Here is a 13,445-nt window from a genome sequence, read left to right on the forward strand (position 1 = left end):
CGTGCAGAGGGGCGCGGCGCAAACCCTGCGGTCCCTGCCGTTGGGTCACAGCAGCGCCACAGCGCCGATCACAGCGGCCAGAACAGCAGGATTGCGGGGATGGAGACGGCGATGATCAGCACCTCCAGCGGCAGGCCAATGCGCCAGTAATCGCCAAAGTGGTAGCCGCCCGGACCCAGCACCAGCGTGTTGTTCTTATGCCCGATGGGGGTCAGGAACGCCGCCGAGGCCGCCACCGCCACCGCCATCAGGAACGGATCCGGCGACACGCCCAGACCATTGGCCATCTGGATCCCGACCGGGGCCGCGACAATGGCCGTGGCGGTGTTGTTCAACACATCCGACAGCGTCATGGTGACCACCATCAGCACGGTCAGAATGGCCCAGGCGGGCATGCCTGCGGTCAGCGTCAGCAGGCTCTCGGCGATCAGCGCAGTGCCGCCGGCACTGTCCAGCGCCGCCCCCAAGGGGATCATCGAGCCGAGCAGAACCACCACCGGCCATTCGATATGGTCGTATAATTCCGCCAGCGGCAGGATCTTGGTCAGCACATAGGCCACCACCACCAGCCCCAGCGCAATCGGCAGGTAGATGATACCCAGCGAGGCCGCCAGCACCGCGCCTGCAAACAGCGCGATGGCAAGCCAGGTCTTGTCATTGGCCGTGACCGACAGGCCGCGTTCCGCCAGCGGCAGGCAGCCCAGCCATTCGGTGACATCCGTGCCGCGATCACGCGGGCAGAGCAGCAGCAGGATATCCCCCGCCTCGATCTGTTCCTGCCGGATATGCCGGGTCAGGCGGCGGCCCTGCCGCGCCAGCCCCATCAGCACGGTGTTCTGCCGCCAGGCCAGCCCCAGCGCCTGCGCGCTGCGCCCCTTGATACGGGCGGTTTCCGGCACCACCACCTCGACCAGCTCCAGCCCATCACCGGCGGCGCCCAGCTTCTCCTGCCGGGCGGCATCGGCAAAATCGAGCGAGGCGGCGGTGCGGAATTCATCCAGCGCCTCGGGCGTGGCCTCCAGCACCAGCGCATCACCGGCCCGCAGCAGCTGACCCGCCGCGCGCCCATAGAGCCGCTTGCCGTCGCGGATCAACCCGAGGATCGCCACATCGGCCTTGTCGGCTTCCGCGTCCAGCTCGCCCAGACGCTGACCGATCAGGCCCGATCCTTCGGGCACCGTCAGCTCGGCGATATACTGCGACAGCTGTGCCTCCGAGTCGCCGGCCGCATTCTGGCGCAGCGGGATCAGCCGCCAGCCGATCAGCGCCACAAACAGCAGCCCCGCCAGCGCCGCGATGCCGCCGACCGGGGCAAAGTCGAACATTCCGAAGGGTTCGCCCAGAGTTTCGGCCCGGATCGACGCGATAATGATATTGGGCGGCGTGCCGATCAGCGTCACCATACCGCCCAGAATGGTGGCAAAGGACAGCGGCATCAGGCTCAGTCCCGGCGCCCGCCCGGCCTTGCGCGCGGTCTGGATGTCCACCGGCATCAGCAGCGCCAGCGCCGCGACATTGTTCATAAAGGCCGACAGCACCGCGCCAATACCGCCCATCAGCGCGATATGTGCGCCCAGATTGCGGCTGCTGTCGACCAGCGTGCGGGTGATCAGAAACACCGCACCCGAGCGCACCAGCCCGGCCGAAACCACCAGCACCAGTGCCACCACCAATGTTGCCGGATGGCCAAATCCGGCAAAGGCGTCATTGGCAGGCACCACCCCCAGCAGGACCGCCACCATCAATGCGGAAAAAGCCACGATATCATAGCGATACTTGCCCCACAGCAGCAGGCCAAAGACAGCAGCGAAGAGGGCGAACAATACAATCTGGTCAAATGTCATGGCGCCACTCTAGCGGTTGCGCGCTGCGGGACAAGCGCCTCCCTGCACGCCGGATGCAGTGCGGCTCACGGCTGTCACCGCCCGCATGGTGCGCCGGGCCGGATATGGGGCGCTTGAAAGCCCCCCGGTGTCGGGGCTATATGGGCGCCAGATCCGAAATTGAATTAGCAAGGATGCACCATGGCAGGCCATTCCAAATGGGCGAACATCCAGCACCGCAAGGGCCGTCAGGACGCCGCGCGGTCGAAACTGTTCTCGAAACTCTCCAAGGAAATCACCGTCGCCGCAAAGATGGGCGACCCCGACCCGGACAAGAACCCGCGTCTGCGTCTGGCCGTCAAGGAAGCCAAAAGCCAGTCCGTCCCCAAGGATGTGATTGACCGCGCGATCAAGAAAGCCACCGGCGGCGACGCCGAGAACTACGACGAAATCCGCTATGAGGGCTATGGCCCCAACGGTGTCGCCGTGATCGTCGAAACCATGACCGACAACAAGAACCGCACCGCTTCCAACGTGCGCTCCACCTTCTCCAAGAACGGTGGCAACCTCGGCGAAACCGGTTCCGTGGGGTTCATGTTCGAACGCAAGGGCGAGGTGACATATCCCGCCGCTGTCGGCGATGCCGATACCGTCATGATGGCCGCCATCGAAGCCGGTGCCGAGGATGTCGAAAGCGCCGAGGACGGGCATCTGATCTACTGCGCCGACACCGACCTCAACGAGGTCTCCACCGCGCTTGAGGCTGAACTGGGCGAATCTGAATCGACCAAGCTGGTCTGGAAACCCACCACCACAACCGAGCTGGATCTCGAAGGCATGCAGAAGCTGATGAAGCTGGTGGATGCGCTGGAAGATGACGACGACGTGCAGCGGGTCACCACCAATTTTGAAGCCTCCGACGAGGTGATGGCGCAGCTCTGAGCCAGCGTCCGATGCGATTTTCAAGGCCCGCCAGCCCGGCGGGCCTTTTTCTGTGAACCCCTTGGGAATGCTGTAGAAAGGCCACCCGATGCAGATCAGAGAGTTCCGCGCCGAAGATGCCGCCGCAGTGGCGCAGATCTTTCATGCCGCCGTGCATGGTGTTGCGCGGCAGGACTACACCGCCGCTCAATGCGCCGCATGGAGCCCGGAAGCCGCCCCCGCCACGGTCTGGCAAAGCCGCGCTCTGGACGGGCGGGTCATCTTCGTTGCGGTTGACGGCCGCGATCAGCCGCAGGGCTTTATCGAGCTGGAGCAGGACGGCCATATTGATTGTTTCTACTGCCACCCGGATGTGGCGGGCACAGGCGTCGGCGTGGCGCTCTATCGTCAGCTGGAGATCCGGGCGCGCGATCTGGGGCTGAAGATCCTCTATGTCGAGGCCAGCGAGGCCGCAAAGCGCTTCTTCACCCGGCAGGGCTTCAGCGATGAGGGGCGGCGCGATTTTGAACGGCGCGGCGTGATGCTGCACAACTACCGAATGACCAAATCGCTGCAATAAACCCGCGCCTTAGGGCCGGGTCAGCACACCTGCGCGCCGCAGCTCGTCCGCATCCGGTGTCCAGAGCTGGCGATGGTCGGTGGCAAACAGCCGTTCGGCAAAATCGGCGCTGACCCCCTGTGCAATCAGAAAATCGCGGTCGCGGGCCTGTTCGCGGTTCAGATCGACCTGCGGCAACCCACCGGGAAAGGCCAGCGCATAAGAATGGAACCCAAGGCTGCCTCCCTTGGCGAGCCTGCGCTCCTCTCCGGCGGCAAAGACCAAGGTGCAGGCCGAGGCGCAGGGACCCTCGGCCACCGTGTCCAATGCGCGCTCCCGGATCAGCCGGGCCACACCTCGCGCCTCATAGATCAGCCCGCCCGGACCGCTCAGCGCCACCTCGCGCAGGGCAGGGGCCTCGGCCATCATCGCCGCCACCCGGCGCGTCAGCCCATGCGGGATTTCCCCGGCAAAGACCAGCCGACGCCCATCCGGGGTGATCGACAGATCATATAGCGCCTCGCGCGCCAGCCGTTCGGTTTCGGCATAATCCGGCTCCTCCGGGGTGGTTGCGATCAGCACTGCGTCCCACCACAGGGTCACCGTTGCAAAACCGGCGAAGAGAATGGCCAGATAGCCGCCCCAGACCGGCGCCAGATGACCGGTGTCGCGAATATGGGCATCGGCGCTGCGCAGGAAACTGCGCGCCTGCCACAGCAGCAACAGCCCATCAATCAGCACCAGCGCATAAAGCAGCCGAAGCGGCAGCACGACAACCGTGTTCAGCAGCGCCCATGTCAGCAGCACCAGCAGCCGTGGCAACACCAGCTGCCACAGGAAACTGCGGCCCAGCGTCAGCATATGCAGCCGCTCCGGCGAGCTGCGGGCGGGATCTGTCTTCAGGCTGGATAACCTGCCGTCCGTTCTGTTGCCTTTGTGGTCCTCTGGCACTGTATTCGTGCCCCCGGTGGTTAGATCGGCGTCAGATGCCGACGGGCTGATTTGAGCACGGCACGGGTCACATCGGCAAGGGCCGGGGCCAGAACCCGGCTCACCTGCCAGGTCAGCGGTACATCCAGCGGGGTGTCTGGGATCAGCGGGCACAGCTGCTCGGCCGTCAGATAGGGCGCAGCCAGCTGCTCGGGGTTCATCCCCCAGCCGACGCCCGCCAGCGCCGCATCGACGAATCCCTGGCTCGACGGCAGGAAATGCGCAGGTGGCGCAATCCCCGGCCCCACATGTGCGCCAAGCCAGCGCGCCTGAAGCTGATCCTTGGCGTTGAAGATCAGACAGGGCGCACGACGCGCCGTCTCCGGGGTCACGCCGCTGGCAAACCAGCGGTCGCGGAACGCAGGCGAGGTGGTCGCGATATAGCGCAGCGCCCCCAGCGGGTGGGCATCGCAGCCGGTCACCGGCTTGGCGCGGGCCGTCACCGCTGCCGAAACCTCGCCCCGGCGCAGCCAGTCGGCGCTGTGGTCCTGATCGTCGATCACCAGATCAAACAGCAGCCCCTCGCAGGCCGCCATCACCGGAACGAACCAGGTCGCCAGACTGTCGGCATTGATCGCCACCCGCAGCCGCGAGGCACCGGGCGCGCGCTCCAGCCGCAGATCGTCGGACACTGCCGCCTCCAGCAGGGCGACATCCTCGGCATGTTTGGCGATCCGCAGACCGGCCTCGGTGCCCAGACAGGGGCTGCCGCGCTGCACGAGGCTGCTGCCAATGCGATCCTCCAGCGCCCGGATCCGCTGCGAGATCGCCGACGGCGTCACCCGCAAGGCCTGCGCGGCCGCCTCAAACGAGCCGAGCCGCAAGACAGCCGATAGCGCGGCGAGGTGATTGGGATCGAATTGCATTAGCAGATCTTAATTTAGGTAAGTCAGATTAATTTGCTTACACCCGCTCAGCACCTTAGTCAAAGCACAGGCCACGACCACCACCAGGTCAGCTGTTGGACCAGGCCGCCTGCACCAAGATGACAAAGGACAGATCCCATGCCTTCCAGCCTGATTGCCGGTTTCTTTCTCGGCCTGAGCCTGATCATGGCCATTGGCGCGCAGAATGCCTTTGTGCTGCGGCAGGGGCTCAGACGCCAGCATGTGTTCTGGATCTGCCTCACCTGCGCCAGCTCCGATGCGCTGCTGATTACCGCAGGTGTGCTGGGCTTCGGCTCGCTGGCGCTGGCACTGCCGTGGTTCGAGCTGGCGATGCGACTTGGCGGCGCGGCCTTCCTGCTGTGGTATGGCGCGCGCAGCCTCAGGTCGGCATGGCGCGGTGGCGCGCATCTGGACAGCGCAGACGGGCAGGGCGCGCCGGTGACACTCTGGCCGATGCTGGCCACGGTGCTGGCGCTGACCTGGCTCAACCCGCATGTGTATCTCGATACCGTGGTGCTGCTTGGCTCGATCTCGGCGCAATATCCGCAGCCGCTGGTCTTTGGCCTTGGTGCGGCGCTGTCGAGCTTTGTCTTCTTCTTCACGCTTGGCTACGGGGCCAGCCTGCTGGCACCGGTCTTTGCCCGACCCCGAGCCTGGCAGCTGCTGGACGTGCTGGTGGGGCTGACCATGTGGGCCATCGCCATCAAGCTGCTGATGATGTGACAGTGCGGGGTGTCATACAGGTTCTGATATGCCTCTGTGCGCGTCACGCACAAACCCGGTCTTGCCGCCTGGGACAAGAACATATTTCATATGTGAAGGGTTGTTCTGCGACCGCCCCGGTGCTCTCATGTGCGCTATGACTGCTCCATCCGACGACCATCCCACATCCGACCGCGCCGCCACCGCCGCCGCCGCAAGGCCGCCGGCGCCCGCCGTCGGCAACCCGGTAAAAGGGGTGTTCTGGATGCTGGTGACGGGGCTGTGTTTTGTCGCGGTGACCGCCCTTGTCAAATACCTCGGCAATCGCATCCCGCCTGCGGAATCGGCCTTTCTGCGCTACCTGATGGGGCTGGTGTTTCTGGTGCCGATGGTCGCGACGCTGCGCCGGTCGCGGCTCACCGCCCGGCTCTGGGGGCTGTTTGCCATGCGCGGCTTTGTGCATACGCTGGGGGTGATCCTGTGGTTCTTTGCCATGACGCAGATCCCATTGGCCGAGGTCACGGCGATGAACTACCTGTCGCCGATCTATGTCTCCATCGGTGCCGCCCTCTTTCTGGGCGAACGGATGGCCCTGCGCCGTGTGGGCGCCATTCTTGTGGCGCTGCTGGGCGCGCTGATCATCCTGCGCCCCGGATTTCGCGAGGTAGAGGCAGGCCATCTTGCCATGCTCTTTACCGCGCTGGCCTTTGGCGCGTCCTACCTTCTGGCCAAGACAACGGTTGATGGCACCAACCCGGTGGTTGTCGTGGCGATGCTGTCGATCTGGGTCACGGTGTTTCTGGCTCCCTTTGCCGCCGCGGTCTGGGTGACCCCGAACATCTGGGAGCTGGCTGTCCTCTTTGCGGTCGCCTGTTTTGCGACAGCGGGGCATTTCACCATGACGCTTGCCTTTGCGTCAGCGCCGGTGACGGTGACCCAGCCGGTAACCTTTCTACAATTGCTTTGGGCGACACTTCTCGGCGCCCTCGTCTTCGAAGAGGCGGTGGATATCTGGGTTGTCGCCGGTGGCTGCCTGATCCTGGCCGCTGTCAGCTTCATCACCTGGCGGGAGGCGGTGCTGAAACGCCGGGCGCTGACACCTGCCAGCCTCGCCACAAAGGTCTGATTTCGCAAAACCGTCACAGAGCACTGATAGGGACACCGGAATAATTCGAGAATAGAGGTGAACGACATGCGCGTCCGATGGATCTTGGCTCTTCTGATTGCACCGGCGGCGCTGGTGCAATCGGCTCGGGCCGACACCGGTCATGTCGGGCTGGAGATCTGCAATGACACCGCAGTGCCGCAGTCGCTCAGCCTGGCGTTCCGCGATGACGGGCGCTGGATCTCCCGTGGCTGGTGGCAGCTGCCACCCGCCACCTGCGAGCGGGTGATCGACGCCCCGCTGCGCAACCGCTTCTACTACTTCCGAAGCGAGGCACAGGACTGGCAGTTTCAGGATGAGCGGATTTCCTTCTGCACCGCGCCGGATGAGTTCACCATCTATGGCGACCATGATTGCGCCATACGTGGCTATGACAGCGCATTTTTTGCCAAGATCGACACCCAGGCGCCCGCCACAACCACCGATGCCCCCGGCGCCAAAATCGCCTATGTGGCGCAGCTCAGCGAACATTCCCGCCCGCGTCACGCCCCGCCTGAAAGCGCGGCGTCAGGTGCCACCGCGCCGCCGGACAGCGGGTTTGATCGGGATGTCACCTTTCAGGGCTGCGAGGTCCGGCAGAGCGACGGGCGGGTGATCTGCAAGCTGGTGATGGAGGAGGGGCAGATCTGCGTCATCAATGACGGCGCGACAGAGCCTGCCATCATCGAGCGTCTGCTGACGCTGGATGCAGGCGCTCCGGTGCGGGTGGCCGGCAATCGTCTGGCGGTCGGGGATCGCGTCATCCAGGCCAGCATCAGCGCGCTGACAGAACGGGACGAGACCCGATATGACACCCTGCTTACTCAGCTGGCGGGCAGGTGGGTCTCACAGTCGGATGCCTACGATCTTTTTGTGGTCGAAGGGGCGGCGCGGCGCAATTTCTACGGCTCGGTCGAAACCATGACCGAATTGCTCTCGGTGCAGACCGCCTGCGCTGATGCTGAGGGTGCGGGCCCGTTCCTCGTCGCCCAGGCCGAGGACGGCGGCCCGACCCATTGTTACCGCATCCTCTCCCTCACGGAGACCGATCTGGTGCTGGGCTACATGCCGCGTGACAGCCGATTGCACTATCGCCGTCAGGACCTGCCGCTGAACTGAACTGCCATCCGGTCGACGGGCCAGATCGTCGGGCAACGGTCCGGCTCACTGGCTGTCAGCCGATCGCCAGATCCACAACCCGATGTGCCGCCCGGCGCGCCTGTTCGGGATCCAGCGGCGTTTCGGACTGGGCCGCCTGAAGCCAGACGCCATCCATATAACATTGCAGCGCCTGACGGGCGGTTTCGACCCGGTCCTGCGGCAACAGGCATTTCAGCTCGGCCCGGAAATGGCTGCGCACGCGGCTGCGGTTGATTCTGTGCAGCCGCGACAGACGACTCGAATAAGGCGCGCTGGCCCAGAACTGCATCCACAGGCTACAGGGCGCGACACGGAACAAATCATCGTCAAAATTGGCGTCCATCACCGCATAAAGCCGCTCTTTTGGCGTCTGCGCCGTGGCATATCCACGAATCATCGCCAGGCGCAGCTTGTTCAGCAGATGGCGCATCGTGGCCTCCATCAGCCCTTCCTTGGAGCCGAAATAATAGTTGATCGAGGCTGCCGAGGCCCCCGCTTCCTTCGCGATTTCCGCCATGGTAACAACACCATAGCCGCGGCGGTGGACCGCAACGATGGTTGCTTCGATCAGCTCTTCGTTCCGGATGTCGCGAATTCTTTTTCTAGCCATATAGAAGTCTTGCGCCAGCTCGGTCTGCGTTTCAACTCCTGTTATGACTATTCCGGATCTTGAATGGTCATTTAAAAACTATTTGGGGACCTCCCGTTTTCTGCTATGTCTGTCGCACACGTCAAAAGGGCGACCAACGCCCATCCAAGGGAGGGACGTATGACAACAATCATCTCAGCCGGGATCTTGCTGGCCTTTGCGCTGGTGATTTTCTGCGTGATCAAATGGTGGAACATGCGCATCGTCGGGGTCACCCCGGTGCCGCTGTTCACCTTCATCGCTATTCTTTTCACCTCGGGTCTGGATGTGGGGCTGATCATGTTCCCACTCGCCTTCGACTTCCCGCTTTACGCGGATACGGCGACAGAGCCCGCCTATGCCTTCACCAATCCGCTGGCGCTCGAATTTGGCTTCTGGGGCTTCCTGATCTGGGCGTTCTACTTCCTGACCGCCTTCTATTTCTGCGCCATCGAGCCGCGGGTGAAGTTCTTTGAAATCGGCATCGTGAAGCTGCTGAACAATCTGGTGATCATCACCACCTGCGCCTTCACCGGCGCGCTGTTCCTGATCTACATGCCATATTACATCGCCGAAGTCGGCGACGGCGAGACGGTCATCCCGGCCTTCTATGTGATCTGCTTCCTGGTGATCCTGGCGGCGGCCTATTCCTCGACCGATATCAAATACGTCCGTATCCTGTCGGTGGCCTCCACCTTCCTGTTCTTCGCGCTGATCCTCGGCATGTGGGCCTATGCCGGCATGGGGCTGGGTGAGTTTGTCAGCACGGCCGGCAATATCGGCGGCTACTTCGGTAATATCCACAAATTCATCCTGCCGCTGACCGAATACCATGAATTCTACCTGTTCTGGTGGTTTGCATGGTCGATCATGATCGGCCAGTTCACCTCGCGCTTTGTCGGTGGCCTGACCACATGGCAGCTGCTGGCCTCACTGCTGGTGTTCCCGTCGATCCCGCTCGCGGTCTGGTTCTCGGTGCTGTATTTCTACCACCTCAACACCATTCCCACCGCTGGTCTGATCAACTGGTCCATGACGGTTGTTGGCATCCTCTTCGTGATCAACTCGTTTGACTCGCTGATCCGCCTTTACACCGACAACATGAACCTCAGCGCCGAACGTCTGGGCAAGCTGCCTTACGTGCTTGGCAACGCCGTGGCGCTCTTTGCCCTGACCCTGGCCTTCCAGAGCCAGTGGCTGCAGATCCAGTGGGTCGGCACCGTGGTGATCGGCATCTACATCGCCTGCCTGATCTACATCTTCGTGAAGAAGCGCAGCGAAGTTGCGGCCATCACTGCCTCGCCTGAGGAAAACACCCTCGATTTCGATCGTATCAAGACAGCCCACTAAAGACCGGGCGCCCCGGCCCGCCAGATGGCAGGGCCGGGGCCTTTCGCGGCATCGCCGCACCGAGATATCCGACAGGTTTGGTCTTTTGCGCCATGGGCCTCGCGCCTTGGCTCTCTCCAATCTGTCGCCCCAGATCACCCGGCCACAGGCCGCATCGCAGACCATAAGGAGCGCTTCGACATATGACTGCCCCGAACATCCTGATCGTGATGGTTGACCAGTTGAACGGCACGCTGTTCCCCGATGGTCCCGCCGAGTTCCTGCATGCGCCGAACCTGAAAAAACTGGCCGCCCGCTCCACCCGTTTTGCCAATGCCTATACCGCCTCGCCCCTCTGCGCGCCGGGGCGGGCGTCTTTCATGTCCGGCCAGCTGCCCTCGCGCACCGGCGTCTATGACAACGCCGCCGAATTTCGCAGCGACATCCCCACCTACGCCCATCATCTGCGCCGTGCGGGCTATTACACCTGCCTTTCCGGCAAGATGCACTTTGTCGGCCCCGACCAGCTGCACGGGTTCGAGGACCGGCTGACCACCGACATCTACCCGGCCGATTTCGGCTGGACGCCGGATTACCGCAAACCGGGAGAGCGGATCGACTGGTGGTATCACAATATGGGATCGGTCACCGGCGCAGGCATCGCCGAGATTTCCAACCAGATGGAATATGACGATGAGGTCGCCCATCACGCCAAGGCCAAGCTCTACGATCTGGCCCGTGGCAAGGACGATCGCCCCTGGGCGCTGACCGTCAGCTTTACCCATCCTCATGACCCCTATGTGGCGCGCCGCAAGTACTGGGACCTTTACGAGGACTGCGAGCACCTGCTGCCCGAAATCCCGGCAATGGCCTACGCCGACCACGACAACCACGCCAAACGGATTTTCGACGCCAACGACTGGCGCAGCTTTGATATCTCGCAAGAGGACATCAAACGTTCCCGCCGTGCTTATTTCGCCAATATCTCCTATCTTGATGACAAGATCGGCGAGATCCTTGAGGTGCTGGAAACCACTCGGCAAGAGGCGATCATCCTCTTTGTCTCCGATCATGGCGACATGCTGGGCGAGCGTGGATTGTGGTTCAAGATGACCTTCTACGAAGGCTCCGCGCGGGTGCCGCTGATGATCTCCGCGCCGGACCTGCCCGCGGGCCGGATCGACACCCCGGTCTCCACCCTCGATGTGACGCCAACGCTGGGCGCGCTGGCCGGTGTGGATATGGCAGAGATCGACCCCTGGACGGATGGGCAGAACCTGCTGCCTTTGGCCCTTGGGGAGGAGCGCAGCGCACCCGTCGCCCTGGAATACGCAGCCGAGGCCTCTTATGCGCCGCTGGTCTGCCTGCGCTATGGCAAATGGAAATACACCCGCTGCGCGCTCGATCCCGACCAGCTGTTTGATCTGGAGGCCGACCCGCACGAGCTGACCAATCTGGCAGCGGACCCGGCCCATGCCGGCACGCTGAACTCCCTGCGCGCCAAATCCGAGGCCCGCTGGAACCTTGAGACCTTCGACGCAGAGGTGCGCGCCAGTCAGGCCCGCCGCTGGGTCGTCTACGAAGCCCTGCGCCAGGGCGGCTATTTCCCCTGGGACTACCAGCCGCTGCAAAAAGCATCCGAACGCTACATGCGCAACCATATGGATCTGAACGACGTTGAGGACGGCAACCGCTTTCCTCGCGGCGAATAGACCACTCACACATACTCCTACGCCAGTTCTTCTGGCCCTAAATATCCCCGCCGGAGGCAGAAAATCATGACACACCCCGCACAGCCCAAAGCCAGCCATTTCATCAATGGCGCATATGTCGAAGACACCAGCGGCACCCCGATCCCGGTGATCTATGCCGCCACCGGCGAGCAGATCGCCACGGTCTACGCGGCCACGCCCGCAATTGTCGAACAGGCGCTCTCCACCGCCAAAGCCGCGCAAAAGGCATGGGGCAAGATGACCGGCACCGAGCGCGGCCGCATCCTGCGCCGCGCCGCCGACATCATGCGCGAACGCAACCACGAGCTCAGCGTGCTGGAAACCTACGACACCGGCAAGCCGCTACAAGAGACGCTGGTGGCCGACGCCACCTCCGGCGCCGACGCGCTGGAGTATTTCGGCGGCCTCGCAGGCTCCCTCACCGGCGAGCACATCCCGATGGGCGAAGACTGGGTCTATACCATCCGCGAGGCACTGGGCCTGTGTGTCGGCATCGGCGCCTGGAACTACCCGACCCAGATCGCCTGCTGGAAAGGCGCGCCTGCGCTGGCCTGCGGCAACTCGATGGTGTTCAAACCCTCCGAGACCACGCCGCTCTGCGCCCTGAAGGTGGCCGAGATCCTGCATGAGGCGGGCGCTCCCGCCGGTATCTACAATGTCATCCAGGGCATGGGCGAGGTCGGGGCTGCGCTGGTCACCGACCCGCGCGTCGACAAGGTCTCGCTGACCGGCTCGGTGCCGACCGGCAAGAAAGTCTATGCGGCGGCAGCTGAGGGCATGAAGCATGTCACAATGGAACTGGGCGGCAAGTCGCCGCTGATCATCTTTGACGATGCGGATGTGGAAAACGCCGTTGGCGGCGCTATCAACGGCAACTTCTACTCCTCCGGCCAGGTCTGCTCCAACGGCACCCGCGTGTTCGTGCAGAAGGGCATCAAGGAGAAATTCCTGGCCCGCCTGGCGGAACGCACCGGCAACGCAATCCTCGGCGACCCGATGGATGAGGCCACCAGCTTTGGCCCGATGGTCACCGAAAACCAGATGAACATCGTACTTGGCTACATCGAGAAGGGCAAAGAAGAGGGCGCCCGCCTGATCTGCGGCGGCAAGCGCGCAGACATGGATGGTTTCTTTGTCGAACCGACCGTCTTTGCCGATGTGACCGACGATATGACCATCGCCCGCGAGGAGATCTTTGGCCCGGTGATGTCGGTCCTCGACTTCGACACCGAGGAAGAGGTGATCGCGCGGGCCAATGACACCGAATTCGGCCTGTCGGCGGGCGTCTTCACCAATGACTTCAGCCGCGCTCACCGGGTGATCGGCCAGCTGGAGGCGGGCAGCTGCTTTATCAACTCCTACAACGACGCGCCGGTCGAGGCGCCGTTTGGCGGCGTGAAAGCCTCAGGCGTGGGCCGCGAGAACTCGAAAGAGGCGATCAAGCACTTCAGCCAGGTGAAATCGGTCTACGTCCGCATGGGCGACGTCGAAGCGGCGTTCTGATTGCCCTTTTTGGCAACGCCCACCCACCCGCCCCGTTGCCCAAAAGGGCAAGAGGGAAGGGGATGCTGAGAGGCCCGCTGAGGGCG

The 13,445-nt window shown here is 63.3% G+C and carries 12 protein-coding genes; 8 read left to right on the forward strand and 4 right to left on the reverse strand.

Annotated elements, in window-relative coordinates:
- Positions 1-68: 68 nt before the first annotated feature.
- Positions 69-1,844: an SLC13 family permease gene (locus tag VWZ81_RS03150; protein ID WP_416535104.1), complete on the reverse strand. Its 1,776-nt coding sequence runs from the start codon at positions 1,842-1,844 to the stop codon at positions 69-71.
- 180 nt (positions 1,845-2,024) lie between these two features.
- Between VWZ81_RS03150 and VWZ81_RS03155 the strand changes: the two genes are divergently transcribed.
- Together VWZ81_RS03155 and VWZ81_RS03160 are read left to right on the forward strand one after the other, a co-directional pair.
- Complete coding sequence (locus VWZ81_RS03155; protein ID WP_340546053.1) at positions 2,025-2,765, forward strand: YebC/PmpR family DNA-binding transcriptional regulator; 741 nt, start codon at positions 2,025-2,027, stop codon at positions 2,763-2,765.
- 88 nt (positions 2,766-2,853) lie between these two features.
- Positions 2,854-3,324 (forward strand): GNAT family N-acetyltransferase, encoded by a 471-nt coding sequence (locus VWZ81_RS03160; protein ID WP_416539047.1) that lies wholly within the window; start codon positions 2,854-2,856, stop codon positions 3,322-3,324.
- Between the two features lie 9 nt (positions 3,325-3,333).
- Here VWZ81_RS03160 and VWZ81_RS03165 read toward each other — a convergent pair whose 3' ends face one another.
- Entirely contained in the window at positions 3,334-4,164 is an 831-nt protein-coding gene (locus VWZ81_RS03165; protein WP_416542070.1) for a hypothetical protein, read from the reverse strand.
- Between the two features lie 110 nt (positions 4,165-4,274).
- Entirely contained in the window at positions 4,275-5,159 is an 885-nt protein-coding gene (locus VWZ81_RS03170; protein WP_340546050.1) for a LysR family transcriptional regulator ArgP, read from the reverse strand.
- A 138-nt stretch (positions 5,160-5,297) separates the two neighbouring features.
- Here VWZ81_RS03170 and VWZ81_RS03175 point away from each other — a divergent pair, with 138 nt between their 5' ends.
- The 3 genes from VWZ81_RS03175 to VWZ81_RS03185 all read left to right on the forward strand — a co-directional run bounded on the left by VWZ81_RS03175 (position 5,298) and on the right by VWZ81_RS03185 (position 8,145).
- Positions 5,298-5,903, forward strand: a complete 606-nt coding sequence (locus VWZ81_RS03175; RefSeq protein ID WP_416539044.1) for a LysE/ArgO family amino acid transporter — start codon at positions 5,298-5,300, stop codon at positions 5,901-5,903.
- Between the two features lie 136 nt (positions 5,904-6,039).
- A complete protein-coding gene (locus tag VWZ81_RS03180; RefSeq protein WP_416542071.1) occupies positions 6,040-7,008 on the forward strand; it encodes a DMT family transporter in 969 nt (322 codons plus the stop codon).
- Positions 7,009-7,074: 66 nt separating this feature from the next.
- On the forward strand, positions 7,075-8,145 hold the full coding sequence (locus VWZ81_RS03185) for a DUF1036 domain-containing protein (RefSeq protein WP_416542072.1): 1,071 nt from the start codon (positions 7,075-7,077) through the stop codon (positions 8,143-8,145).
- A gap of 55 nt (positions 8,146-8,200) precedes the next feature.
- Here VWZ81_RS03185 and betI read toward each other — a convergent pair whose 3' ends face one another.
- Positions 8,201-8,776, reverse strand: coding sequence for a choline-responsive transcriptional repressor BetI (gene betI, locus VWZ81_RS03190; RefSeq protein ID WP_340546046.1), 576 nt, complete (start codon positions 8,774-8,776; stop codon positions 8,201-8,203).
- 159 nt (positions 8,777-8,935) lie between these two features.
- On the opposite strand from betI, the gene VWZ81_RS03195 reads away from it, so the two are divergent.
- The 3 genes from VWZ81_RS03195 (at position 8,936) to betB (ending at position 13,359) form a co-directional block, all read left to right on the forward strand.
- Positions 8,936-10,144, forward strand: a complete 1,209-nt coding sequence (locus tag VWZ81_RS03195; RefSeq protein WP_416542073.1) for a BCCT family transporter — start codon at positions 8,936-8,938, stop codon at positions 10,142-10,144.
- Positions 10,145-10,326: 182 nt separating this feature from the next.
- Entirely contained in the window at positions 10,327-11,835 is a 1,509-nt protein-coding gene (gene betC, locus VWZ81_RS03200; protein ID WP_416542074.1) for a choline-sulfatase, read from the forward strand.
- A gap of 66 nt (positions 11,836-11,901) precedes the next feature.
- Positions 11,902-13,359: a betaine-aldehyde dehydrogenase gene (betB, locus tag VWZ81_RS03205; protein WP_416542075.1), complete on the forward strand. Its 1,458-nt coding sequence runs from the start codon at positions 11,902-11,904 to the stop codon at positions 13,357-13,359.
- The last annotated feature ends 86 nt before the right edge of the window (positions 13,360-13,445 follow it).

The sequence above is a fragment of the Phaeobacter sp. JH20_34 genome, assembly GCF_048056095.1.
Lineage (GTDB): Bacteria > Pseudomonadota > Alphaproteobacteria > Rhodobacterales > Rhodobacteraceae > Phaeobacter > Phaeobacter bryozoorum.

Coding starts and splice junctions, on each gene's coding strand:
- VWZ81_RS03165 (WP_416542070.1), bottom strand. CDS start 4,164: ATGCTGACGCTGGGCCGCAGTTTCCTGTGGCAGCTGGTGTTGCCACGG.
- betC (WP_416542074.1), top strand. CDS start 10,327: ATGACTGCCCCGAACATCCTGATCGTGATGGTTGACCAGTTGAACGGC.
- betI (WP_340546046.1), bottom strand. CDS start 8,776: ATGGCTAGAAAAAGAATTCGCGACATCCGGAACGAAGAGCTGATCGAA.
- VWZ81_RS03180 (WP_416542071.1), top strand. CDS start 6,040: ATGACTGCTCCATCCGACGACCATCCCACATCCGACCGCGCCGCCACC.
- betB (WP_416542075.1), top strand. CDS start 11,902: ATGACACACCCCGCACAGCCCAAAGCCAGCCATTTCATCAATGGCGCA.
- VWZ81_RS03175 (WP_416539044.1), top strand. CDS start 5,298: ATGCCTTCCAGCCTGATTGCCGGTTTCTTTCTCGGCCTGAGCCTGATC.
- VWZ81_RS03185 (WP_416542072.1), top strand. CDS start 7,075: ATGCGCGTCCGATGGATCTTGGCTCTTCTGATTGCACCGGCGGCGCTG.
- VWZ81_RS03170 (WP_340546050.1), bottom strand. CDS start 5,159: ATGCAATTCGATCCCAATCACCTCGCCGCGCTATCGGCTGTCTTGCGG.
- VWZ81_RS03160 (WP_416539047.1), top strand. CDS start 2,854: ATGCAGATCAGAGAGTTCCGCGCCGAAGATGCCGCCGCAGTGGCGCAG.
- VWZ81_RS03195 (WP_416542073.1), top strand. CDS start 8,936: ATGACAACAATCATCTCAGCCGGGATCTTGCTGGCCTTTGCGCTGGTG.
- VWZ81_RS03155 (WP_340546053.1), top strand. CDS start 2,025: ATGGCAGGCCATTCCAAATGGGCGAACATCCAGCACCGCAAGGGCCGT.
- VWZ81_RS03150 (WP_416535104.1), bottom strand. CDS start 1,844: ATGACATTTGACCAGATTGTATTGTTCGCCCTCTTCGCTGCTGTCTTT.